Source organism: Gymnodinialimonas sp. 202GB13-11 (assembly GCF_040932485.1).
GTDB classification, from domain to species: domain Bacteria; phylum Pseudomonadota; class Alphaproteobacteria; order Rhodobacterales; family Rhodobacteraceae; genus Gymnodinialimonas; species Gymnodinialimonas hymeniacidonis.
In genome coordinates this window covers 1,572,392-1,598,472 of sequence record NZ_JBFRBH010000001.1, presented here as the reverse complement: position 1 = coordinate 1,598,472, position 26,081 = coordinate 1,572,392, and the positions used below count along the sequence as shown (strand labels likewise).

The following is a 26,081-nucleotide window of genomic DNA, read 5'->3' as shown; positions in this document are numbered from 1 at the left end:
AAAGCTCTGAAATTAAACGTAAATGACTGAAAAAGATAGAAAAGTAGACATTTTTTCGGTGGCAAAGGCCGCGAAAGTTTCCGCATCCACGGTTTCTCGTTTTTTCAATCATCCCGAATTGTTGAAGCCAGCGACGCGCAAACGCATCGACGCGGCGATCCGGCGCACGGGCTACATCCGCAACCGGGCGGCGCAAACAATTCATGGTATTCGATCCGGCACAATCGGCGTTCTAATCCCGACCCTGGACCACGCAATCTTTGCGGAAGTTGTGCAAGCGTTCTCGGACAGCGTAGCGGAAAAAGGGTTTACCATTCTGCTCGCCTCCCATGGCTACGATCAACAGAAGGAATACGAAATCCTTCGGAAGTTCCTTGAGCATCGCGTTGATGGCGTTGTGTTGACCGGTCTTGATCATGATGACGCTGTATTCCAGCTCATCGACCAGCAAGCCGTTCCGTGTGTGTTGATGTGGAACTACTCCCCCAAGTCACGCTATCCGTCCATCGGAGCGGACAACGAGCTCGCCGGACAGCTAATTGCCGAGCATGTGCTTTCGCTTGGCCACCGGCGCATTGCTTGCATGTTTCCTCCAACAGACGGAAACGATCGCGCCCAGGCGCGCCGGAACGTTATTCTGGATGCTTTGTCAGAAGCCGGAGTGGACTTACCTCCTGACTGGTCTTTGACCACCGTCTACAGCATCTCCGCGTCGAAACGAGACACCGAGAAACTACTGTCGCGGACTGATATTCCGACCGCGTTGATTTGCGGCAACGATATTCTGGCGACAGGCGCCCTTTACGGCGCAAAGGCTGCGGGGTTTTCGGTACCCGACGATGTTTCGATCGTGGGAATTGGAGATTTCAAAGGTTCCGCGGAAATTGAGCCTCCGCTAACGACCGTTCGCCTGCCAGCAAAACGCATCGGCGAGGAAGCTGCATCTGCGCTTGTCAGCGCGATTGTCGACCGAGTCCCAGCTATGCAAGGCAGCCTTCATTGTGCCCCCACATTGATACGTCGCAAATCCGCTCGGACCATCGAGTTTTCGTGACGCGGAGCAGAGTAGCCTCATACGATCGTTCCTTAGCCAACCGACAGCTCACCCCTAGGATCGTTTCAACTCTACACCTGTTTGCTGCACTGCGCCGCGGCGTTCTCTCCTTGACTAGGGTCCGCTCTGGGTCGTTTCACGGCGCTTGCAGTTAGGCATCCAGCATCACTCTCCGCCCCACGTCGTCCAGCATGTCTTCAAGGTTCAACGGTATGTCCATCTGCTTTAGCTTCCCGTCGATCAGCAAAAACGACAGACCGTGCACGAAGCTCCACAATTGGAAGGCGCGGCGCAGATCTATCTCCTCGACCGTGTCGCTGCCGCGGAATGCAGCGACTTCTTTTTGAACGACAGCGAAGGTGCTGCGCCCCTTCTCGACCATTGCTTCGTCTTCGGCATGGTCCTCCGAAAGGCCGAACATGAGGCGGAAAACGGCTGGCTCTGTTCTGGCGAAGTTGATGTAGACGTGCCCGAGGGCAGAGATGCGGGCCAGGCTTCGCGGGGCAAGCGGCGCGATGGCTTCCAGCATCTGATCATATTGCCGTTCCATCCCCTGAAACGCCACGGCTCGCAGCAGATCATCCTTGTCTTTGAAATGCTTATAAGGTGCGGCGGTTGAAACGCCGGCACGGCGACTGGCTTCTGAGACCGAAAGGTGATCGGGGCCTTTTTCCTCCACCAATTGGCGCGTCGCCTCGATCAACTGCGCCCGCAAATCCCCGTGATGATAGCCCGTGCGGGGCGTAACTGTTTCAGAACTTTTCATGATCCAAGTGCTTTCAGACTTCGTAACCCTTGTCAAAGTAAGAGCTACTAACATATGTTAGAGCCTCTAACATTGAAAGGTCACAGCCATGGTCAATCAAGCAAAACCGGTTCTTTGGCGACGCATCCTTCGCCGGCTTGCAACCGTCACCCTCACGATGACCGTGGTTGCGGGCGCAAGTGCCGCAGTATTCTTCGGATCAACGCAGTTGGCCAACCGCGCCGAGGCCACAGCTGTGACCCACGTAGCTGATCCCACCCCGGTTGAGGTTGTGGCGCTTGAGGTGTCCGACGGGTTCGACATCCCCCGGCAATTCGTAGGCCAGGTCGAAGCGGCGTCCAGCGTGGTTTTGTCGTTCGAATTGGCCGGACGGTTGCGTGACGTGTCCGTCTCGGAAGGCGCGGAGATCGAGGCAGGTACGGTTATTGCGCGGCTCGACACCTCGTTGCTGGTAGCAGAGCGCACGAGGTTAGAGGCCAGCCAATCGGCCACCGGCGCGCAACTGGAACTGGCCGAAACCCGCTTTGCACGGGCCCAGGCGCTTCTGGCCGACGGCCATGTCAGCCAGGAAGCGGTGGATCAGGCGCTTGCCACCCGCGATGAATTGGCAAGCCGCATGATGGAGATTGCCGCTGCGATCGATGCTGTGGAGATCAATCTGGAAAAGTCGGAACTGCGCGCGCCGTTCGCGGGCCGTGTCGGGATGCGTAACGTGGATGGGGGCGAAACCTTATCGGCGGGCGCGCCGGTGCTGACCCTGATTGAGACGGCTGCACCAGAGGTGCGCGTCGGCCTTCCGCTGTCGGTCGATGCGACCGCCGTCGGCGAGGTTTCGATCGAGATTGGCGGGCAAACCTATCCCGCCCGGCTGTCGCAAGTCCGACCGGACATCGACCCGGTCACGCGGACACGCACCGTTCTGTTCACTTTGCTGACGGATGACATACCGACCTTCGGGCAGACCGCAACGCTGACGCTGACCTCTCGGGTCGAGGCTTCGGGCACATGGGTGCCGCTGGATGCGTTGCAGGAAGGGATCGGCGGCAGTTGGAACCTGCTTGTCGTCGAAGACGAAGAAGTGCGCGTGGCGCTCGTTGAAATCCGCCATGCCGATGCGGCACGGGCCTATGTCAGCGGCACTTTTGCGCCCGGTGCTCAGATGATCCGAACAGGTGCGCACCGCGTTGTACCGGGCCAAGCCGTCCAGCCTATCGTTGCAGCGGAGTAAGGCCAATGCTGACCCTTCCTTTCCGCCAGCCCCGCATCGTCGCGCTGATCCTGCTGGTGCTGATATCAGCCGGTCTTTCCGCCTTCCTGTCGATTGGTCGACAGGAAGACCCGACCATCACCAACCTCTTTGCCACCGTCACCACACAGTTTCCGGGGGCCGATCCGGCGCGTGTCGAGGCATTGGTCACCGCCGAGATCGAGGAAGAGCTGCGCGAAATTGCCGAAGTCGATACCGTCACCTCCGTTTCGCGAACGGGCGTGTCCGTTGTGTCTGTAGAGCTTCTGGAAACACTGGAAGAAACCACGATCGAGCAGGTGTGGTCCGAGGCGCGGGATGCGGTTGAAGACGCGCGCCGGAATTTCCCGCAAGGTGTTCTTGCACCCGAATTCAACGCTGAAGGCATCTCGGCCTATTCCGCTGTCATCGCCGTTACCGCCGACGATGATGACGTGCCGCTTACCCTGACGCACGCCTATGCCGAGGCTCTCGCCGACCGATTGCGGTCGATCCCGTCCACTCGCGCCGTCGATTTGTTTGGCGAACCCGAAGAGGAGGTACTGGTTGAGCTTGACCCCTACGCCGCCGCATCCCTTGGGCTGACAGTTGCAGAGGTCTCGCAACGGATTGCTTCTGCCGATGGTAAGGTTCGCGCCGGCGCGCTGGACGGCGACGAGACCGGACTGACCATCAATGTCTCGGGCGAGATTACCGCACTTGAACGGTTGGGCCGCATCGTTCTGCGGGAAGGAGCAAGCGGCGCAACGGTCACTGTGGCCGATGTTGCCGACATCTCGCGCGGGCCACGCGATCCGTCCACGGAACTGGCCTATGCCAACGGCCGCCCTGCGGTTCTGGTCGGCGTGCTGGCACAAGACGGTGTGCAGATCGACCGGTGGATGGGCTTCGTGCGAGAAGAACTTGCGGAAGGTGCCGCTTTGGTACCGCTGGGCCTGACCGAAACGCTGATCTTCGATCAATCAACCTACACTGCCAGCCGCTTGGCGGAGGTCGGCACAAACATGGCCATCGGTGTGGCGCTCGTGGTTGCCGTGTTGTTCATCACGCTAGGCCTTAGGGCCGCGGCAATCGTGGCGCTGGTCCTGCCGGTGGTGTCGCTTGCGACCATCGCGACGATGAACTTTATCGGCCTGCCAATACACCAAATGTCGGTGACCGGCCTAATTGTGGCACTCGGCCTTTTGGTGGATGCCGCGATCGTCATGGTGGACGAGGTCCGTCAGCGGCTGGCCAGGGGGATGGTCCGCGAAGCGGCGGTGGGTGACGCAGTCAAACGTCTTGCCGCGCCACTTCTGGCCTCGACCGTGACGACCGCCTTGTCTTTCACCCCCATGATCCTGCTGCCCGGACCGGCGGGTGATTTCGTGGGCTCCATCGCGATCGCCGTCGTCATCATGCTTATCTGGTCGCTGTTCATCGCGCTGACGGTGACGCCCGCCGTTGCCGGGTGGTTCATCCAATCCGGTGGGCGCGGCGGCCTTACCTTCGCGCCGCTGGGTCGGGCGTTTAACGCATCGATCCGCTGGTCAGTCCGCAACCCGATCAAATCCGTCGCCTTTTCGTTGATCCTGCCGGTCATGGGCTTTGCCGCCTTCCCGTCGCTCACCGCGCAGTTTTTTCCCGGCGTTGAACGCGACCAGTTCTACCTTGAGGTTGAGATGCCGCCGGGCACCGCGCTGAGCGGCACTGCCGAAATCGTTCGCGCAATCGATGCCGATCTGCTTGAAACCGACGGCATCGCGCAAGTCTATTGGTCGGTGGGTCAATCGGGACCAGCTTTCTACTACAATGTCACTGGCGGCCGGTCGCAGGAACCCAGCTACGCCATCGCCATGATCACCACCGAAAAGGCAGAGGATGCGGCGCGCCTTGTCCCAGCGATTCAGGCGCAGGTGGATGCCGCGTACCCGCAAGCGCGCATCATCGTGCGCGGGCTGGTCCAAGGGCCGCCCGTTGCCGCGCCCATCGAAGTGCGCCTCGTCGGCCCCGACCTGCAAATCCTGCGCGAATATGGGGATCAAGCGCGCGCGCTGATGGCAGGCATTCCCATCGTGACGCAAGTTCGCACTGGCGTCTCAGGTGGCGCCCCGCAAATCCGGTTCGATATCGACGAAACGGCGGCGCGGCTTCTTGGCCTAAACATCACCGATATCGCCGCGCAGCTGGAAAACGGCTTGGTCGGCACAACAGGTGGGAGCTTAGTTGAAGGTACAGATCAGTTGCCGGTGCGCACACGGTTCGACCGTGACGCGTTCACCGATCTCGCCGCCGTTTCGGACATACCTATCCTGTTGCCGGGCGCAGGCACTTTGTCGACCGAGGGTGTGTTTCCGGCGGTCCCGCTGTCAGAGCTTGCCACGCCGATTTTGGAACCTGCCGAAAGCGTCGTCACCCGTCGCAATGGTGAGCGTGTGAACGTTGTGCAGGCCTTCATCGTGCCGGACGTCCTGCCGGAGGAGGCATTGCAGGCTGTTCTGGCCGAATTCGACGCGGCAGGCTTTGCACTGCCGCCGGGCTACCGGATCGAATTGGGCGGCGACAGCGACGCAAGGTCCAGCACCGTGGGCAACCTTCTGGCCTCCATCGGCCTGATCGTGACGCTCACGATCGCCACCATCGCCCTGACCTTCAATTCGTTCCGGCTGACGGCTGTGGCGCTGGTCGTCTGCGTCTTGTCGGCAGGCCTGTCCATGCTGTCTCTCGCTGTGTTGCAGTACCCGTTCGGGATTAATGCGATCATCGGTGTCATCGGCTCTATCGGCGTTTCTATCAACGCCGCGATCATTATTCTGACGGGCCTTCAGGCCGACCCGGACGCAGCGGCTGGGAATACCGATGCCATGGCGCGAGTTGTCAGCGGGTCAAGCCGCCACATCATCTCGACCACGATTACCACATTTGGCGGCTTTCTTCCCTTGATCCTCGGAGGGGGCGGATTTTGGCCTCCGTTTGCCGTCGCCATTGCAGGAGGGGTTCTGCTGTCAGCAATCGTGTCATTCTACTTCGTGCCACCTGTTTTCCGCTTGGTGTATCGCCGAAAGGCAGTGGCGCAGGAAAACGAACGCTCGCCTAGTGTCTCACATTTACAAATGGCCGCGGAATAACGCGGCAATGGAAATGATGCATCGTCAGTAGTTCGCACGATCGACATATACGAGAAAATGCCTGCACCTGTTTAGGATGCACCTTGTTTAGACACACTTGAACCGCAGATTGGCGTTGTCGCGGAAGCAAGTGCCGGGCACCGAAAATGAAGCTGTCTTCGGTTCAACATCTCAATCTTGATCGCGACGGCGCCGCTTTGTACGCCCTAGAGCAGGTGATCGAAACGAGATCGCAGTCGATGTCCGATCTGATTAATACTCGAATGAAGTCATCGAGCAGGAGGTCGTCTCCTCCAGCAACCCTATCGAGTAGGGCGTTGTAGAACGCTGGGGGCAATCAGGTCCTAGGCGATGGTTCAATCGCAGGTAACTGGGCTCTGTCAGAACCATTTTTTCTACAACCATCTTGTCTACCTCACAGGCACCCGGTTCATACGGGACTGATCTCCCCCACAGAGCGATGGACTGAACCAGCGTCACCCAATCCTTGAAATAAAGCTCTCCAGATTGCGCCAGTGAAGCGCATGTGCGGGCGGCAAGATGGGTTGGACTAGACGACAAACTCAGCTTTGGGTGTGGCGCTCTGGCCACGTCGCAGATAGGCGGAATCCTGCGCGTACTGGTCGACACACCTAAAGATCCTAATGTTCGCCTAACACCGCAAAATGAAACTAAAATCCGAATCGTCGAGCATGTGAATTCGGAGATGTGTCGGGGGACGCATTTTGAGAGAAACGCGGGTTGTACGGTCTGTCCGGCAACAGGATTGTATAGAGCGTCGAAGCAGAAATCTCCGAAGCGGGATCTTAGCATCGACAGGCTTCGCTATTGGCGTTTCCGGCCTTGCGGGGATCGCCGTTGGGCAATCCTGCGAGGGCGATGCCCAGTTTGTGGATGGCGTTTGCCTTCCGGCGATTTCCGTTCCGGGTCCCAGCATCGCGGACGCTCCAACTGGGTTTGTCATTGCGGTAGACGGCGACGTCCTGGAGGGTGACGAAACGGTTCGCGATATGGTGCGGCGTACAGACGTGCGCTTGGCGGATGCCGATATCGAAGTGGTATTTGACGGCCTCGGCGCCGTGCCCCGCCTCGATCTTGAGATTGTGGGTGAGCCGCGCGCGCACCAGGCGGGTGATACCGCAGTTCTGCAATCGGCCACGAACTATCCAGCATACATTGCACGATCCGAGGTGCGCTTAGTCGATCTTGGTGCAGCGGGCGGGCCGCGTACGGTTCAGGTTATCCCCATGCAAGCCAATGGTACGGTCCAGATCAGCGTACCAGAAGGAGATCGCTTGGCCGTCATCCACCGGGTCTATGACGCAGAGGGCCGGTATGATGAGACTTATCCGGTTCCGTTGAGCGAAGCTGACCGTCGGCTGCTGGCCGATGATGTGGAAGACGGCTCGGATCTGACCGCGCGGTCGCGCATTCCCGTGCACGGCGGGGCAGTTACGGTGCGCGGCTCGTCGATTGTGCAAGGCGCGCGGGTCTCGGCGTTGGGGGAGGTTGTGCGGCCTGATCCCGCCGGTGGCTTCGTGATCCAGCGCATCCTGCCGCCCGGTGAATATGGTGTGGACGTGAACGTGGTCGGCCCCGGCCAATCGGTCGATCTTGTGCGCGATATCGAGATCCCGCGTGCGGAATGGTTCACGACGGGGCTGGCGGATTTCTATCTTGGCTGGCGCGAGGTCGAGGGGGAGGGTAGCGAGACGTGGAACAGCGCGCGCCTGGCCTTCTACATAGATGGACGCACGGCGAGCGGGTATGAGATCACTGCGCAGGCCGATACTGGAGAAGGCGAGATTGAGGATATCTTCCGCCGGCTAGAGGAGCGTGATCCGCGCTCCACCGTGCAACGGATCGAACCGGACGATCTCTACCCAACTTATGGCGATGACTCGACAATCGTGGACAACACGCCCACCTCCGGGCGGCTTTACCTGCGGATCGAGCGGGACGGAAACCACTTCCTTTGGGGGGATTTCGAGGCTGATCTGGGCGACGGGACGCTGGTCCGCAACGACCGGTCGCTTTACGGGGCGGAGGCGTATTGGGCGACGGCTGAAACCACAACGCGCGGCGAGGCGCGGGTGGCGGCGACTGCTTATGCGGCCAGCCCCGACATGCTGGCACAGCGTGACGTGTTCCTTGGCACGGGCGGGTCGGTTTACGTGTTGCAGCGGCAGGATATCGGCGTTGCGACTGAGGTTCTGAGCATCGAGGTACGCGATCCGGTTACGGGCCGGGTGATCGACATCGTGCGACTGGCGCCGGGGGTGGACTATTCGATCAACTACCTGCAGGGCATCGTGACTCTGTCCGAACCTCTGGCCAGCCGTGTGGGTGATGCGGGCATCGTCACTTCGCCCGGCGACACGCCCGAGCTACGGCTGGTGGCGCAGTATGAATACACGCCGACCTTGACGGATGTGGATGGCTTTTCGGTCGGTGGGCGGATCGAAGGCTGGATCACGGACGATGTGCGCGTCGGCGTCTCGGGCATGGTCGAACAGACCGGCACTGCCGATCAGACGGTAGTCGGAGCCGATGTGGAATGGCGCATTGGTGAGAACAGTCATGTGCGGCTGGAATATGCGGAAAGTGATGGGCCGGGATTTGGGTCGACCTTCTCCGCTGACGGTGGTCTGGTGTTTGACACGGTTGGGCCGAATGGCGGATCGGGGCAGGCGGTGCGGGCCGATGTCCGGCTTGATTTCGTAGATCTGGGCCTGGCGGGTGAAGGCGCGTTCGGCGGCTATTTCGAGGAGCGCGGGGAAGGGTTCTCTAGCCTCGATTATTCGGTCACGTCGATCACCGGTGATGAGACACTTTGGGGCGTTTTCGTTGATGCGGAGCCGCGTGAGGGCCTGCGCTATGCGCTGAGTTATGACGATTACTCCAACGGCGTGGGCGAGCATGACCGGCGTGCGGAGGGCGAGGTCGAGTTTGCGCTGAACGAGCGCTACACACTCGGGTTCGGGTTGGAACATCTGGACCGGGACCGCGTGGCCTCGGTTGGGGAACAAGGGCGGCGCACGGATATCGGCGCAAGGCTGACTTATTCCTATTCGGAGGCTGGCGATGTTTGGGTCTTCGGTCAGGCGACTGTCGACAATCAGGGGCTTGAGGACAACGACCGGATCGGGATCGGCGCGTCTTACGCGTTCGACAATGGCTGGCAGGTCGAGGGCGAGATTTCCGGCGGCGCGATGGGGCCGGGGGGGCTGCTGCGGGTCAGCCATGATGACGGGGCGGGGTCCACATCTTATTTCGGATACGAGCTTGATCCGGGCCGCACAATCTCGGGCGTGACGCTGGAAGGGCGCGACAATGGCCGCTTCATCGCGGGGATGCGGCGGCAGGTGAATGACCAGCTCACGTATTTTGGTGAGAACACCTATGACATGTTCGGGCGCTATAATTCGCTGACCACGGCATACGGCCTGACCTACCAACAGACGGAGTTCCTGAGCTATACTGCCGCGTTGGAATTTGGTTCTGTCAATGATCGGTTCGACAATGATTTCGACCGCACGGCGGTGAGCTTTGGCGTACGCTACGAGGACGAGATGCTGACGGCGGGCGCCCGCTTGGAATACCGGACGGAGACGGGCGAACGCTCGGGACTTCCGCTGGACAGTGATACCATCGCGCTGACCCTCGATGGGCGCTACCTGATCAATGAACATGAACGGCTCGTGTTTTCGTTCGAGGGGATCGATACGGACACCGATGAAAGCTCGATCCTCGATGGGACTTTCGTAGATGCAAGTGTGGGCTATGCGTTCCGCCCAACAAATACGGATCGTCTGAATATGCTGGTGCGCTACCGCTATCTGTTTGACGATGTTGGTCAACGCCTTGATGACACGGACGAATTGGGCCCCAGGCAGCGGAGCCATGTGTTCAGCGCCGATGCGAGTTACCTGCTGGATGAACAATGGCGGATCGGCGCGCGGATCGGCTTCCGTCTGACAGAAGCGGCGGCGACCGAGGCGGATCCGTTCACTCAGAATGACGCGATCCTGTCAGTGGTCAACGCGCGTTATCACATGCTGCACAATTGGGATGCGCTGCTGGAATGGCGGGCGCTGCATACGGTACAGGCGGACGGCACCGACATAGGTCTGCTCGGCGCTGTTTCACGACAAATGGGCAACGGCTTAAGCCTGGGTGTTGGATATAATTTTGGCACCTTCTCCGACGATCTTACGGATCTGACACGGGACGATCAGGGGCTGTTTATCAACCTGACGGCGAGTTTCTGACGACCTGCCAAACGGGCGTCCTTTGGAGGGCGAAACGACACAAGATGCGTGACGGGGCGCGACACGCCCCAACCGCAGGGGGAGCATGAAGAGCATGACCATGACCTCAGGGTTCAGGGCATCGATTTTCGGTCTGGCGACGTTGGTTGCCGTGGCCTTTGGCAGTTTGGTTCAGGCGCAAGCGGTTCCTGATCCGAACGATTCGACCTTGCCGACGTTCGGTTGCACCGGCGACATCTATCAGGTGCAGTCGGGTCAGTTGCGCATCTTTGATCCCATCACCTCCACCTACACCAACATCGGCAGCAATCAGGGCAGCTACAACGCCACCGGTTACAACGTGATCGATGGCTATGCCTACGCCTCGCAAGGGCGCAACATTATCCGAATTGGGTCCGACGGCGACAGTGAGGTCGTCTACGATGTTGGATTTGGCACGTATTCAGGAGATCTTGACCGGTCCAACAACTTCTACCTGCGACGCAACAACAACCGGTACGACCGGGTTGATCTTGCGACCGGAAATATCACGACGCTCAACTTCACGGGTGTGGGCGGTGGGCCTGCGGACGTCGCCTTCATTCCGGGTGGCGGTGACCGTCTAATCGGGTTCAGCGGCGGTCAGATGTTCATCTACAATCTAACGAGCCTGCAAAAGACGCGCCTGAATGTAACGGGCGGGATGCCCGGAGGCGGCTACGGCGCGACCTGGACGGATGCGGCCGGACGGCTCTTCACGTTCAACAACAATACCGGCCTGCTGTTCGAGATCTTCGATTACAACACGAATGCCCCGCGCGCCGTGCAGGTGGGCGTTGGCGTGCCATCGGGCAACAATGACGGCTTCTCCTGCTCGCTGGCCAACTTCCCGAACCTTGCACCGGTCGCGCAAGACGATGACTTCTCTACGCCTGTAAACGTCGCGATCACAGGTGACGTGACAGCCGACAACGGCAATGGCATCGACAATGATCCCGACGGCGGAGTGTTGGCGGTGACTGGGCCGGATTCGGGCCCGTCCAATGGGACACTGGTGCTGAATGGCGACGGCACGTTCTCCTATACGCCGAATACGTATTTCCTTGGCACCGACACGTTCACCTACACCGTCACGGATCCGGCGGGCCTTACGGCGACGGCGACCGTGACAATCGATGTAACCGGGGATGTGAGCTTCGAGGTCGACAAGCGACGCGTATCGGGCGTGGCGGTGGCCACTGCAGAGGGGCAGGTCGTCAACTACCAGATCGAGGTCGAGAATACCGGGGATATCCCGCTTACCGGCATCAACATTGTCGACACCTTGCCAAATGGCAGTGCCGGCACGCTGACCGGCCCGGTTGAGGGCGGTGGCACCGATGGACGCGACCAGCCCGGGCGGATCGATGTGGGGGAGACGTGGACCTACACGATCTCCTACACGATTGAGCAGGGCGATATCGACGGCGGCGGGCCGCTGGTGAACACGGTCGCTGTCACGACGACCGAAACCGGCACAGATGTGGAAAGTGATACCGCCGCGATCCCAGTGGATCAGGACGACAGTTTCACCTTCGCCAAGAGCACTGATGTGACTAGTTTTGCCGCGGTGAATGACCCAGTGGTCTTTACCTTCACGGTCGAGAATACCGGCAATGTGACGCTAACCGACGTGGTGGTGACGGACCCGTTCTTTGACCCAGACTATTCCTGCACCATCGCCACGCTTGCGCCGGGCATCACCGACAACACGACCTGTACCTTTACCTACAACGTGACCCAGGCCGATATCGACCGGGGCGAGATCGTTAACGTCGCTGCGGCCAATGCCAACGGGGCAGGCGGCGCGGCTTTGCCCGAGCAGACGGACACGGTCACGCTAACCGGGCCTGCCGAGGTTGCGGCAGTACGTATCGTGAAGACGGACGAGGGCGGTGATCTGGCATTTGGCCCGGTCAATGACCTCGAGACGTTCACCTTCCAGGTGTTCAACGATGGGGATGTGACGCTCACCAATCTGGTGGTGAGCGATCCGGCCTTGGCCTTTACCTGCCCGCTTGCCGATCTGGCACCGGGGGCAAACACGAGCGTCTGCGCCAATGGCGATCCGCTGAGTGTTGATCTGACGATTACGCAGGCTCTCGTGGATGCTGCGACCTACACGAACACAGTCACGGTCACGGGTGAGACGACGCAAGGCACCAATGTCAGCGATGACGATACGCTTGTGTTGACCGGCCCTACGCAGGACTTGCAGCTAATCATGGCAAAGTCAGTTACCGGCGGGGACAACTTCTCTGCCGTCGGCGATGTCGTGACTTATGATTACGTCGTCACAAACGATGGCAATATCACGATCACCAGCCAGATCACCGTGGCCGACAACCGCACGAGCGTGTCTTGCCCGGTTCTGCCCGCGGGCGGTCTGGCGCCGCAGGCGACGATCACCTGTACAGCGAGCTACGCCGTAACACAGGGGGATCTGAACGCGGGGTCGGTTACGAACCTTGCCACGGCGAGTGTGACGCAGACGTTGGCCAATGGCTCCACCGTGACGGAGACCTCGCCTCAGGTCTCTGCCACGGCCAATGCCGACCGCGATCCGGCGATTGCGATTGCGAAAGAGTTGACTTCCATCACGGATGAGGATGGCACCCCGCAGACCACGCTGACCTATGACGAGGTCGATGACGTTTTGAACTACATGTTCACGGTGACCAATACCGGCAACGTCACCCTGCTGGACCAGATCGTGGTGACGGATACGGATATCGGTGCGACAGTAAATTGTGGTCCCGCCGCGCCCAACCTTGCGCCGGGTGATAGTGTGACCTGTACGGCCAGCCACCTCGTCACGCAGCCCAATCTGAATGACGGCAGCTTCGTGAACACGGCGAGTGCCGCGACGACCTTCAACGGTGGGGCTGTCAACACGCCTACGCCGGCCAGCGCCACCGCCTTCGCGCAGCAGACCCCGGCCCTGACGCTCGCCAAGTCCGAAGACGCACCCAATGTCACGGTGCTGACGGTGGGCGGGACGATTGATTATACCTATGTCGCCACGAACACCGGCAATGTGACCCTGACCGATCCAATCACGATTGATGACGACCGCTTCCCGTCTGGCGGCGTGGTCTGTCCGACCTTCCCGGCGGGCGGTCTGGCACCCGGGGGGATTTACACCTGTAACGCGACCTACACTATTACGGCCAATGACGTGTTCATCGGCACGGTCGTGAATAATGCGACCGCCACGTCCGGCACCACGACGTCGCCGCCTGCCACGGTGACCGTGCCCACTGGCGCGACACCCGCACTGGATGTGACGAAAAACATCCTATCGATCACCGACCCTGCGGGCGGCACGCCGAGCGGTCTGCAATTCAATGAGGTCGACGATGTCCTGACCTTTGAGTTCGAGATCGAGAACACCGGAACGGTGGCCTTCGTGCGGCCCATCACCGTGACTGACCCGATGCTGACGCCGAACCCGATCACCTGCTTCACGCCCACTGGGAGTGACCCGGATTTCCAGCCCACTGAGAGGGCGACCTGTACCGGGCAATATACGATTATGCAGAACGATCTGGACGCTGGGGAGGTGATCAACACAGCCTTCGCCTCTGTCGAGTTTAACGATGTGGGGCAGGGGCCGAGCACCTACAACTCGCCCACCGCAACCGAAACCGTGCCAGCGGCGGCGAACCCCGAACTGACCGTGGCCAAGGATGTGACCGCTGGCCCCGATCCTGCGACGGCCAACGATCTGCTGACCTATACGATCACCGCGACGAATTCAGGAAATCAGACGCTGAGCGATGTGAGCCTTAGCGATCCGCTAATCCCCAGCCTGACCTGTACCGTTGGGGGCGTGGCCGCACCGGCGAGCGTGACGCTAGAGCCTGGGGAGGTTTTGACTTGCACCGGCGACTACACCGTTACGCAAGAAAACGTGGACACACAGACCCTGTCCAATACCGCAACGGCCACGGGGCTTTCGCCCAATGGTAGCCCAGTGACGGCCACGGGCACGGACACGCATCCTTTGGCGGCGCCCCAACCCAACATCGAAGTCATCAAGACGCTGACCGCCGGCACGCCGACGCCCGCCTACACCGAGGAAGGTGACACGGTCAGCTTCACAGTCGAAGTGCGCAACAACGGCAACGTGACGCTGACCAGCATCGACGTGACCGATAGCCTTGTGCCGGGCACGTGCACAATCGGCCCACTCGCGCCGGGTGACAACGATGACAGTTGCCGCTTCGTCTATACCGTTCCACAGAGTGCGGTGGATGATGGTGAGATCGACAATACCGCGACGGGTGTGGCTACTCCGATTGCAAGCTCTGGCGCCGGACCAATCACGCGGACGGGCAACCTGATCACGCCGGGCCCGACGCGGACGCCGGGCATCACGCTGACCAAAACGGCGGACCTGACCAGCTTCAATGCAGCGCTTCAGACGATCACCTACACGTTCGAGATCGAGAATACGGGCAACATCACCCTGACAGGTACGCCCGCGATCAACGACCCGGATGCGACTGGCATCACTTGTAATCCGCTGCCAGCGGGTGGGTTGCTGCCGGGCGGAACAGTGACGTGTACAGGCACCTATGAGACTGAGCAGGCCGATGTTGATGCGGGCCAGGTGGTGAACACCGCGACGGCCTCGTTGCCAAACCCGCTCGATCCGGGCACACCGCTGACGTCGACCGGATCAGTCACGGTACCGGCTGTCCAGACACCATCGATTACACTGACCAAGACGCCGGATGTGGCGAACTTCACTGGTGCGAACCAGACGATCACCTACACCTACGTGATTGAGAACACCGGAAACGTCACGCTGACCGCGGCCCCGGTGCTGACCGATGACCGCATCGGCGCGACGGACCTGAGCTGTGATCCGGTTCCGGCCGGTGGTTTGCTGCCGACGGCAACGCTGTCGTGCACCGGGGCTTACGAGACGACGCAACCCGACGTGAACGCGGGTGGTGTGTCGAATGTCGCGGAAGTGGCGATTGACGATCCGACCAATCCAGGCACGCCGCTGACGGCAAGCGCCACGGCAACCGTGCCCGCCGTGCGCAACGCGGTGATCGAGGTGGTCAAGACGCCGTCCATGACCTCCGGCGTGGCGGTGGGTGACACGATCACCTACTCCTATCTGGTGACGAACCGGGGCAACGTAACGCTGACAAATACCGTACTGGACGATCAGCATGTCTCGGCCTCCGGCACGGCGCCGCTGGCGATCAGCAATGGCGGCGTAATCCTGTCGCTCGACCCGCTGGCAAGCACGACTTTGACCGCGCAATACGTGGTCACGCAGGCCGATATTGATGCGGGTGCGGCGCTGACCAACACCGTGACCGCCACGGCGACCGCACCGACGGGCGTGACTGCTCCGACTGACAACGACGTAGCTTCAGTCAGCCTATCGCCTGCTGCGCCGGAGTTGTCAGTCATCAAGGATGTGCCGAACCTGCCCGCCTCGCTTGTGGCCGGGACGGACGTGACTTTCCGCATTCGAGTGCAGAACACGGGCAACGTGACGCTCGACAACGTGGTTCTGACGGACACGCTTGGGCGGCTCGATGGCTCAGTCATTTCCATGCCGCCGCCTGTTGGGCCGGTGCAAGACGTGGGCACGATCGGCGAGTTGGACGTGGGCGAGACGTGGGAATATGCGCTGACCTACACGCTGACACAGGAAGATGTAGATGCGGGTGGTATCTCGAATTCGGTGTTGGCAGAGGCGACGGACCCCTCCGGCACCCCGGTCAGCGACCTGTCTGACGGAAGCTCTCCCGCCGGGGACGCGCCGACGCTCGTCCAGATCCCGGCCGCGCCGTCTATCGAGGCGATCAAGACGATCACGACCCCAGCGACGACCGTTGGTGGACAGGTCGTGTTCCAGATCGCCGTAGAGAATACTGGCAATGTGACGCTGACGAATGTGGGCATCGCCTCGGACACTATCACGCGGCTCGGCGGCGCTGCCGTGACCGGTGCGATCAGCGGACCGACTTTTGCAAGCGCTGACGGAGGCTCCCCTTCCGGCACGCTGACGCCCGGCGAGACGGCATTCTACACGCTGACCTACACGCTGACGCAGGAAGATGTCGACGCTGGCGGGGTCCAGAACACGGCCACGGCCACAGGCACGCCACCCAGCGGGCCGCCCGTGACGGACATCTCGGACGATGACGGGATCGGCGACGACAATCCGACGGTGCAGGAGATCCTGCCAACGCTTGGCCTGACCCTCGACAAGGTGCTGGCCAGCGGCGGGCCAACGTTCGACGACACCAGCGATGTGCTGACCTTCGACTTCATCGTGACCAACACCGGTAATGTCACCCTGACCGACCCCATCGTGATCGACGACCCGCTGATTGCAGGGGCAGGGGGAAGCGTGATCTGCCCGCCGGGCGATGTTGCGCCGGGGGGCGTTGTCACATGCATGGGCAGTTATACGGTCACGCAGCCGAACCTCGACGATGGGTTCGTCACGAACAGTGCCACGGCGTCTTCGGCATTCAATGGCACGCCAGTTGTCAGCCCGGCCGATGACGTTACCGTTCCAGCGGCACAGGAGCCGGAACTAACGTTGCTCAAGGAAGCCGCACCGCTGAACCCGGCGGATTTCGTGGTCGGAGCCGTCGTCACTTACACCTACACCGTCACCAATACAGGCAACGTAACGCTGACCGACCCGGTGACGATCACCGATGACCGTATCGTGGCTGCGGATATCGTTTGCCCCCCCTTCCCATCTGGCGGATTGGCGCCTTCAGGGGTTTATGTCTGCACAGCTGACTACACAGTCACCGGCGACGATGTTGACGTGGGATCGGTCGTCAACAATGCCACGGCCACGTCTGGCACCACCGTCTCTCCGCCGGACAGTGAGACGACGCCCACCGGCGCAACGCCCGCGCTGGATGTGGTCAAAACCCTTGCATCGGTCACCGATGCCGGCGGCACCGTGCGGCCTGGGGGCGAATTCCTCGCCGTGGGCGATATACTCAACTACTCCTTCACCGTCACGAACACTGGCACGCGGGCGTTTGTGGGCGATATTGATGTGATCGATCCGTTGATCGCGGGTGGGTCCGTCACCTGTTGGACGCGCGTCCCCGGCACAGACGAAGATTTCCGCAGTGGTGAGACGGCGACCTGCACCGGATCCTATACGATCACGCAGCCCGATCTGGACGCCGGTGAGGTGGTGAATACGGCCTACGCATCAACCACGTTTGGATCAATCCCGACGACGTATAACTCGCCCACGGATAGTGTGACTTCCCCCGGCGATGCCGATCCCGAGATCACCTTCGACAAGCGTGTGATCAGCCCTGCTATCACCGCCGTAGGGCAGACGATCACTTATGAGTTCGAGGTTGAGAACACGGGCAACCAGACGCTGACGAATATCGCCGTCACGGACCCGCTTTTGCCCGGCCTGTCTTGCACCGTTGCAACGCTTGATCCCGGCGACAATCTGATCTGTTCCGAGGATTACATCGTCACACAAGACGATGTGGACGCGGGCACGGTTATCAACACGGCCACCGCCGCGGGCACGACGCCCGCCGGCACCAGCGTCACCGATACCGATGGCGAGACAACGACGATGCCTGCGGCCATGCCGATGATGACGCTTGGCAAAACCGCCTCGCCCGACCCGTTCGGGCCCTTGGGCAGCGATGTGATCTACACCTTTACGGTCGCGAACACGGGCAACGTGACCCTGCGCAACATCGTTGTCACCGACATCCTCGACCCGACCTATAGCTGCACGGTGCCGGATTTGGCCCCGGGCGACAGCAATTCAGGCTGCACTTTGGCATATACGGTCACGCAAGGGGATGTGGACGCGGCAGAGATCACGAACTCCGCCACCGTTTCAGCGACGCCCGAACGCGGAACGCTGACACCTGTCACTACGACCATCACGACGCCAGGCCCGGCGCCTGCTCCGGCGCTGGAGCTGACCAAGACCAGCAGCGTGGATTTCCTGGGGGATGGCGGCACGGTCACCTATACCTTCACCGTTGTGAACACCGGCACGGTCACATTGCAGCCGCCGAGCATCACCGACACGATGACCCGATTGAATGGCACCGCAGGCGGTCCGATTGGGACGCTTTCGGCGCCCGTGGAAAGCGGAACCGCCAACAACCTGCTCGATGTGGGCGAGACGTGGACCTACACGGCCACCTATTCGATCATTCTGGCCGATGTGAATGCGGGCGGGTTCGAGAATACGGCGACCGCCACGGCCACTGATCTTCTGGGCAACACTGCCTCGGATGTTTCCGACGACGGCGATGATGGCGACGGCAATACGGTTGATGACCCGACTCGGATCGAGATCTCCAGCACTCCGTCGCTGGAGGTTGAGAAGGTTGTGACCACACCGGGCCTTGTCGCCACCGATGAGGTCGTCTTCACGATCACCGCGCGCAACACGGGCAATGTGACCCTGACCGCGCCGGATATCGCCGATACGCTTACCCAGATTGATGGCACCCCTGTCGGTGGGACGATTCCTGCACCGGTCCTGACATCGGGCAATGCGGGCGGCATTGATCCGGGTGAGGCCTGGGTTTGGGAACTGCGTTACATCCTGACCCAAGACGATGTGGATGCTGGCGGATTGTCGAACACGGCGACTGTCACAGGCGACCCGCCGGGTGGTGCGCCATCCGTGTCCGATGTGTCGCGCGATGGCGATCCGGCCGATGGCAATGTCACGGACGACCCGACCGAGATGGAAATCATTCGCAGCCCCGCCATCGAGGTCATCAAGACGCTGGTTTCGGCCGGGGATGCGGTAGGTGAGACGGTTGTCTTCGACATCGAAGTTCGGAACGCAGGCAACGTCACCCTCACGGGACTGTCCCTGACCTCGGAGGATCTGACAAACTTTGACGGCTCAGGCCTGACGCCGGACAGCATCGTTCAAACCAGTGGCGACACGACCGGACTATTGCCCGTAAACGGCTCGTCTGTTTTCCGTGTGACTTACACGATCCAGCAAAATGACATCAACGCGGGCGGGGTCCTGAACTCTGCCACGTTCCAGGCGACATCCCCGACGGGCTCGCCCGTCGTCGATATATCCGATACCGGCTCCGGCACAGGCAGCACACCGACGCCTGCACCGATCACGCAGATTGATGAAATCACTGTCAGCAAAACCGCCGGAGTGCCGACGCGGATCAACGGGACGCTGACGCAAGTGGTGTTCGAGATCGAGATCGAGAATACCGGCAACGTCACGCAGACCGGCGTCGAAGTCGTTGATGATCTGACGGGCTTTGTCGCCCCGGCCACATTGGTTGATGTCGATACACCCGCACCGACCGGCCTGAACGGCGCGGCGGGCAACACTCTATATGATGGAGCGACGAACACGCAGGTCCTCGATGGGGCGGTCGACCTCGATCCGGGGCAGGGCGGGACCATCACGCTGACGGTGCGCTACGACATTGCGGGTGGTAATCCGGCTTCACCCAATACCGTGTCCGTCACATCGGATCGGATCACGGTACCTGTCACGGCGACGGCTTTGGTGGCTGGCATCACCGCTCAGCCTGATTTGTTCGCCACCAAGACGGCTTCACCGCAATCAGCGATCCTGGGCGACACGATCACCTACACGATGACGTTCGAAAACCGCCTGACCACGGCGGAGGGCGCATTGACGTTGATCGACGAATTGCCCCCTGGGCTGGAATACACCCCGGGCACAGCGACCTACAACGGGTCGGCAACACCGGCGCCGGTTGTCGTCGGGCGGCAACTGCAGTGGCAGGGCGTGACGATTGGGCCCGGTGAAACGATCACCATCGCACTGCAGGCGCGCATCACCGGCGGCGAAAGCGGAGAGCTGACGAACCGCGCCTTCATCGTGGCGGCAGATGGATCGGTCGTGTCCAACATCGCCTCGGCAACGGTGACGCGGCGGGCCGAAGCCCTGTTCGATTGCGCCGATATCATCGGACGGGTCTTTGACGACCGGGATTTCGATGGTGTCTTCGATGAAGGGACCGAAGAAGGCCTTCCGCGCGTGCGTCTGGTCACGGTCGACGGCACGTTAATCACGACCGATGAACATGGCCGTTTCTCCGTGCCTTGTGCCGCACTGCCTAGGGCCGATATCGGATCGAACTTCCAGCTTGAACTGGACGACCGTACCCTGCCCACCGGCTTCTTCGTGACAACCGAGAACCCACGTATCCTGCGAGTAACGCCGGGCACCATGACCGTGTTCAACTTTGGTGCCACGTTCGGTCAGTTGATCGAGATCGACCTAACGGCGGCCGCGTTCCAACCCAATGGCCAGCCCACGAACGCCTTGGTGCAGGGGGTCGAGCGTTTGATGCAAGTGCTTGGTGAGCGTCCGTCGATTCTGGAGTTGGACTACTATCGTGGCGATGAAAGTGCTGAGGTCGCACGGCGCAATCTGGACGCGCTGGAAGACTTGATCGAACAGCGATGGCGACAGGCCGCGTCATATGAGCTTCGCATCGTGACGAGTATTGCGCGAATCCGCTGAAACGCTGGGGAACTCTTTTGGGAAGAAGTGTCCAGTTTTTGGTATGACGCGATTGCGTATCCGAGTTTGACGAAGCTTACCCCTAGTGTGGTCTTCGTTGCTGCATGTCGTTGGCGGCCTTTGGGGTGGCGCTTGTGCGGTATGAAACGTGGCAGCTAGTCTCACGGTTTTTCTTTTTTTTGTATAAAAACAATTGCCTAATTGAAGGATTGCGCTGACTTCTTTTCCGCCACTTCCTCCGCTCGATGCGCTCTCAAACAGCTGTGCCTTTTGTACGGTAATCGCCGGGCGTCATGCCCGTCCAACCTTGAAAAGCCCGAAAAAACGAAGAGGTTTCACGGTATCCGAGCAGGTATGAGATCTCCGGCACGCTCAGGTCGCTGTTCTTCAAATATTGCTCGGACAATTCAAATCGTGTTTGCGACAGCAGGTTCTGGAAGCTTGTGCCTTCCTCGCTTAATCGCCGTTGCAGGCTGCGTTTTGAGACGTTGAGCCGGCGCGCCATATCCTCGATTGATGTGGCCCCGCCCGGAAGCGCTTCAGACAAGCTCTGCCGGACCCGCGCAGTCATGCTTGTGGTGTCATTCTTCGCGCGAAGCTGTTCGACAAATCCCGGCTCCAATGTCTCCCACAAGGCCGCGCTGCGGGTGATCAGGGGGCGGTCGGCATCTTCCGCGGAAAAGGTCAGGCGGACCGCATCACCTGTGTCAGGTGCTACGCCCAGATAGGCGAGGGCGTCTGCGTCCAACTCCAGCGGACCGGGCAGGCCGGTAGCCACCGGGCGCAGGTTCACGCCCGTGAAGGTTCGTGCGCATTCAAGGATGTAGAGCAATTCGAACAACCCCATCCGCGCGGGCATCTGCAACCCCGGATCAGCGGGGCGTAGAACCAGATGCAGCCCGCCCCCTGGGCGCGATACCTCCATGATCGCGGGCCCGATTAACGCTTTGAAATCTGCCAAGCGCTCCAGCCCCGAGGCCAGTGTTTCGGCGCATGAAAACGCAAAGATGGGTGGGATAAAGGGCCCGTGGGCATAGGCCGTGGCCAGTTCCAATTCGATCCCCGGCCGGTCGGCCTCTGCCGACATCGCATCCCACAGGCGAAAAAACATCTCGGCCGTGACGCTGAAGTCCTCCTCCAGTAACGTGTTCGATAGTCCAACACGACGCAGCACGCGGTCGGGCGAAACCCCCAGAAGGGCGCCTGCTTGCTTCATGTAATTGCCCATCGGGTATCGGGTGGCCATGGCGCTGCTCCGCTTGCACGACGTGGCGGCACTATGCGCCATGGCGCTTGACCCTATCCAGAGCACGGCCAACCATTGGCGCGAAATGACACTGAATTGGCGCGCTCCGTCAATTCGACTTTGTCCGCATATCCCATATGATGGCGGCAACAGCGACCAGGGAGGCAGCGCAATGCGACTGACCGTCAACGGAACCGAGCATGAGGTGGATGTCGAAGCGGACATGCCGCTTTTGTGGGTCTTGCGGGATGAGTTGAACATCACCGGCCCAAAATATGGCTGCGGCATCGCGCAATGCGGCGCGTGTACCGTGCATGTCGACGGGTTTGCCGTGCGCTCCTGCCAATTGGCCATTGGCGATTTGCAGGGTGAGGTCACAACCATTGAGGGGCTTGGCACGCCAGACAACCTTCATGCGGTGCAAGAGGCGTGGGTTGAACAGCAGGTGGCCCAATGCGGTTACTGCCAGTCCGGCCAGATCATGCAGGCCGCCGATCTGCTCGCCGCCAACCCCGCGCCGACCGATGACGACATCGACGCCGTGATGGGCGGCAATCTGTGCCGCTGTGGCACCTATCCCCGCATCCGCGCCGCCGTGCGTTCTGCCGCCGCCAAGTTGCAAGGGGCGTAACCATGGCCAGCATTGGAAAAATCGCCCGCCGCACCTTCCTGATTGGCTCGGCTGCCGTCGCTGGGGGCGTAGCCTTCGGCGTCTATGCCGCGCGTCAGCCGTTTCCCAACCCGAACCTCGCCGACCTTCTCGAAGGCTCAGTCAGCTTCAACCCTTGGGTCATCATCGACAACGAGCGTGTCACGCTGATCGCCCCACACGCTGACAAGGGGCAGGGCATCTTCTCAGCCCAGACCGCATTGATCGCGGAGGAACTCGACATCGGCCTCGATCAGGTGGAGGCCAGCTTCGGCACCCCGGATCGCGCCTATTACAACACGGCATTCACCGAAGCCGCTGCGGGCTTCCCGCTCTACGACATGTCGCCCACGGCGGAACGCGTGCGCGGCTTCTTTGGTGGGGTGGCAAAACTGACGCTACCGCTTATGGGCACAGGCGGCTCCTCCTCTATTCCGGATGTGTATGACAAACTGCGCCATGCCGGGGCCACCGCGCGCGAAACACTGAAGCTCGCTGCCTCCCGTGAAAGCGGCGTGCCAGTGGCTGAGTTGCGCACAGAACGCGGTGCAGTCGTCTTGCCCGATGGGACTGAGATGCCCTACACGGCGCTTGCCGGTGCGGCCGCCTCCATCGAACCCGTCCAAAACGTCACTTTGCGCGACCCGTCCGAATGGTCGCTTGTAGGTCAGCCTATGGAGCGCGTGGACATCGTCCAGAAATCCACTGGCACGCTGACCTATGGCATCGATTTCCGCACTGAGGATATGTTGTTCGCCACCGTGAAGGTGAACCCGCGTCAGGGTGGGGCGATGAACGGCTATGATGCCTCCGCCGCTGAAACCATGCCAGGCGTGCAGGAGATATTCGAGATCACGGGCGGTGTGGCGGTTGTCGCCAACAACACATGGCGCGCCATTCAGGCCGCTAACGCAATAGAGTTCGATTGGGGCGAGGCACCGTACCCTTCGGAACAGGCCGCCCATTGGGATCATCTCGCCGGTATCTTCGATGAGGCGCATCTGAATGCAGAGGCCCGCGTGGAAGGCGATGTGGAGGCTGCTGAAGGCGAAGAAATCACAGGCGAATACCGCTCCCCCTATATCGCCCATGCACCACTTGAACCGCTTAACGCCACCATTCTTGTCACCGACGCCCGAGTCGATATCTGGACCGGCCATCAGATTCCGCAAATTGTGGAACAGGTCGTGGCCGACATCACCGGCGTAGATCAAGACAATGTCCATCTGCACAACATGTTCATGGGCGGCAGTTTCGGGCACCGGCTGGAGTTTGATTTTATCAAACAGACCGCAGAGATCGCCAACCATATGCGCGGCACGCCCGTGCAGATGACCTATTCGCGGGAAGAGGATTTCGCCCACGATTTCCCCCGCCACATCACCATGGGGCGTGGCACGGCGAAGGTGCTGAACGGGCAGGTCAATGCGCTTGATGTGCAGATCGCCGGGCAATCGGTTCTCCGCAGCCAGTTCGGGCGAATGGGTTACAGCCTGCCGGGCCCGGATACACAGCTCCACGAAGGCGCATGGGATGCACCCATGTTCAATCTGCCAAACCTGCGCGTCCGCTCCTACGTGACGGAAGAGCTTGCGCCCGTCTCCTCCTGGCGCGCGGTGGGCGCGGGGCCCAACGTCTTCATTTACGAGACACTTCTAGATGAAGCGATCCATGCCGCAGGCGCAGACCCGTTGGAGGAACGCATCCGCCTGATGGGCCATGATGTCTCTGTCGGTGTGTTGGAAGCCGTGGGTGAGATGAGCAGTTGGAATGGCCCCAATATCGGCGAAGGCCGGGGCAGGGGCGTCGCCTACGGCTTCTCCTTCGGGGTGGCCGTTGCCACGGTGGTTGAGGTCACGAACACGGATGCGGGCATCAAGTTGGACCATGTCTGGGTCGCCGCCGATGTGGGCCGGGTGATCGACCCCGTGAACCTCGAAAACCTTGCGCAAGGCGGTACGGTCTTTGGCCTTGGTCACGCGATCAATTGCGAGATCACCTATGCCGATGGCATGGCGGAGCAGAGCAATTACCACGCCCATGAGGGGATGCGCATCTGGCAATGCCCGCCCATCGAATTCCGAGCGCTGGAGACGAACCCAAAGATCCGCGGATTTGGCGAACCCCCGATCCCGCCCTCAGCCCCCGCGCTTGGGAATGCGATCTTTGCGGCCACCGGGCAACGCATCCGCGAGATGCCGTTCAACAAGCACATCACCTTTGTTTGAGGGGGCCGCCATGAATGCCAAACTGACCCTGGCGCTTGTCGCCGCTCTCGCCACCCCGCTTCTGGCCGAGGTTGACCTGACCCCTCCCGACAGCGCGACGGAGGCCGAAGGGCTAGAAGCTTGGGCGCGCATATATGAGGTCGCCAGCCACCCGCGCTGTTCCAACTGCCATACTGGCGAAAGCGACCGGCCGATGTGGTCCGGCCCGTCCTATGGGCAGGCGCGGCCCCATGGCATGAACGTTCGTGCCGGTGAAAGCCGTTTCGGGGCGGAATATGTGCCTTGCCAGACCTGCCACACGACGATGAGCGAGGATTGGGAGAACGCGAATGCCATGCCCCATTCTGCGCCACGTGTGCCCATGTTCTGGCAACTCGCCCCGGTGGAGGCCGATTGGTTCGGGCGCAGTTCGCCTGAGATTTGCGAACAGCTTCGCGATCCGGCCCGGAACGGTGATCGCGATATGATGGCTTTGGCCGAACATCTCGACCATGACCTGATCCTGCATTGGGCGTGGAACCCTGGCGGCACCCGTGAACCCGCGCCCTACAGTTTGCAGGAGCATGTGGACGACATTCTGATCTGGGGCGTCGCTGGTATGCCCTGTCCCGAAAACTGAGGAGCGGCCCATGTTCGCAGGCATAGCAGGCGGCCTTCTGGTCTTCACCGGGATATGGCACGCAACGGAATGGATGATGGATGGCCGGCGGCCCGACACATGGCGTTTGGTGCCGGTCGGCCTTGTCTACCTATTGCTCGGGTGCCTTTTGGTGTTGGGCACCGGCGGTATGATCACCCAGATCATCGCGCTGCTTGCCGCGGGCATGGGCGGGACCATCGCGTTCCTCAACCGAGACAGATTCAGCATTCGCAAATGGGTGACATGGGCCTTCATCCTTGTGGATGTCGTGATCGTACTCGCGCTGGTAGCGGCACTTCTCAGCTAATCCGCGCGTCCG

Annotated in this window: 11 protein-coding genes; 9 read left to right on the top strand and 2 right to left on the bottom strand. The window is 60.9% G+C overall.

The genetic code is table 11. From position 1 onward, the window contains the following. Nucleotides 1-22 precede the first annotated feature (22 nt). Nucleotides 23-1,054, top strand: a complete 1,032-nt coding sequence (locus V8J81_RS07955) for a LacI family DNA-binding transcriptional regulator (protein WP_368475215.1) — start codon at nt 23-25, stop codon at nt 1,052-1,054. A 151-nt stretch (nt 1,055-1,205) separates the two neighbouring features. On the opposite strand, the gene V8J81_RS07950 is transcribed toward V8J81_RS07955, so the two are convergent. Then, nucleotides 1,206-1,820, bottom strand: coding sequence for a TetR/AcrR family transcriptional regulator (locus V8J81_RS07950; RefSeq protein WP_368475214.1), 615 nt, complete (start codon nt 1,818-1,820; stop codon nt 1,206-1,208). An 88-nt stretch (nt 1,821-1,908) separates the two neighbouring features. Between V8J81_RS07950 and V8J81_RS07945 the strand changes: the two genes are divergently transcribed. From V8J81_RS07945 to V8J81_RS07930, 4 genes are all read left to right on the top strand, one after another. After that, nucleotides 1,909-3,048, top strand: a complete 1,140-nt coding sequence (locus V8J81_RS07945; RefSeq protein ID WP_368475213.1) for an efflux RND transporter periplasmic adaptor subunit — start codon at nt 1,909-1,911, stop codon at nt 3,046-3,048. A gap of 5 nt (nt 3,049-3,053) precedes the next feature. Next, on the top strand, nt 3,054-6,173 hold the full coding sequence (locus V8J81_RS07940) for an efflux RND transporter permease subunit (RefSeq protein WP_368475212.1): 3,120 nt from the start codon (nt 3,054-3,056) through the stop codon (nt 6,171-6,173). 1,010 nt (nt 6,174-7,183) lie between these two features. Beyond that, entirely contained in the window at nt 7,184-10,444 is a 3,261-nt protein-coding gene (locus V8J81_RS07935) for a hypothetical protein (RefSeq protein ID WP_368475211.1), read from the top strand. A gap of 94 nt (nt 10,445-10,538) precedes the next feature. Then, nucleotides 10,539-20,999, top strand: a complete 10,461-nt coding sequence (locus V8J81_RS07930) for a beta strand repeat-containing protein (protein ID WP_368475210.1) — start codon at nt 10,539-10,541, stop codon at nt 20,997-20,999. A 253-nt stretch (nt 21,000-21,252) separates the two neighbouring features. Here the strand turns inward: V8J81_RS07930 and V8J81_RS07925 are convergent, their stop codons facing one another. Further along, a complete protein-coding gene (locus V8J81_RS07925; protein ID WP_368475209.1) occupies nt 21,253-22,245 on the bottom strand; it encodes an AraC family transcriptional regulator in 993 nt (330 codons plus the stop codon). A gap of 172 nt (nt 22,246-22,417) precedes the next feature. Between V8J81_RS07925 and V8J81_RS07920 the strand changes: the two genes are divergently transcribed. Genes V8J81_RS07920 through V8J81_RS07905 form a run of 4 tightly spaced genes read left to right on the top strand, consistent with a single transcriptional unit; the run spans nt 22,418 to nt 26,069 of the window. After that, nucleotides 22,418-22,876 (top strand): (2Fe-2S)-binding protein, encoded by a 459-nt coding sequence (locus V8J81_RS07920; protein WP_368475208.1) that lies wholly within the window; start codon nt 22,418-22,420, stop codon nt 22,874-22,876. 2 nt (nt 22,877-22,878) lie between these two features. Then, entirely contained in the window at nt 22,879-25,122 is a 2,244-nt protein-coding gene (locus V8J81_RS07915; protein ID WP_368475207.1) for a xanthine dehydrogenase family protein molybdopterin-binding subunit, read from the top strand. Between the two features lie 10 nt (nt 25,123-25,132). Continuing rightward, nucleotides 25,133-25,741, top strand: a complete 609-nt coding sequence (locus V8J81_RS07910) for a hypothetical protein (RefSeq protein WP_368475206.1) — start codon at nt 25,133-25,135, stop codon at nt 25,739-25,741. Nucleotides 25,742-25,751: 10 nt separating this feature from the next. Beyond that, nucleotides 25,752-26,069: a hypothetical protein gene (locus V8J81_RS07905; protein ID WP_368475205.1), complete on the top strand. Its 318-nt coding sequence runs from the start codon at nt 25,752-25,754 to the stop codon at nt 26,067-26,069. Nucleotides 26,070-26,081 lie beyond the last annotated feature (12 nt).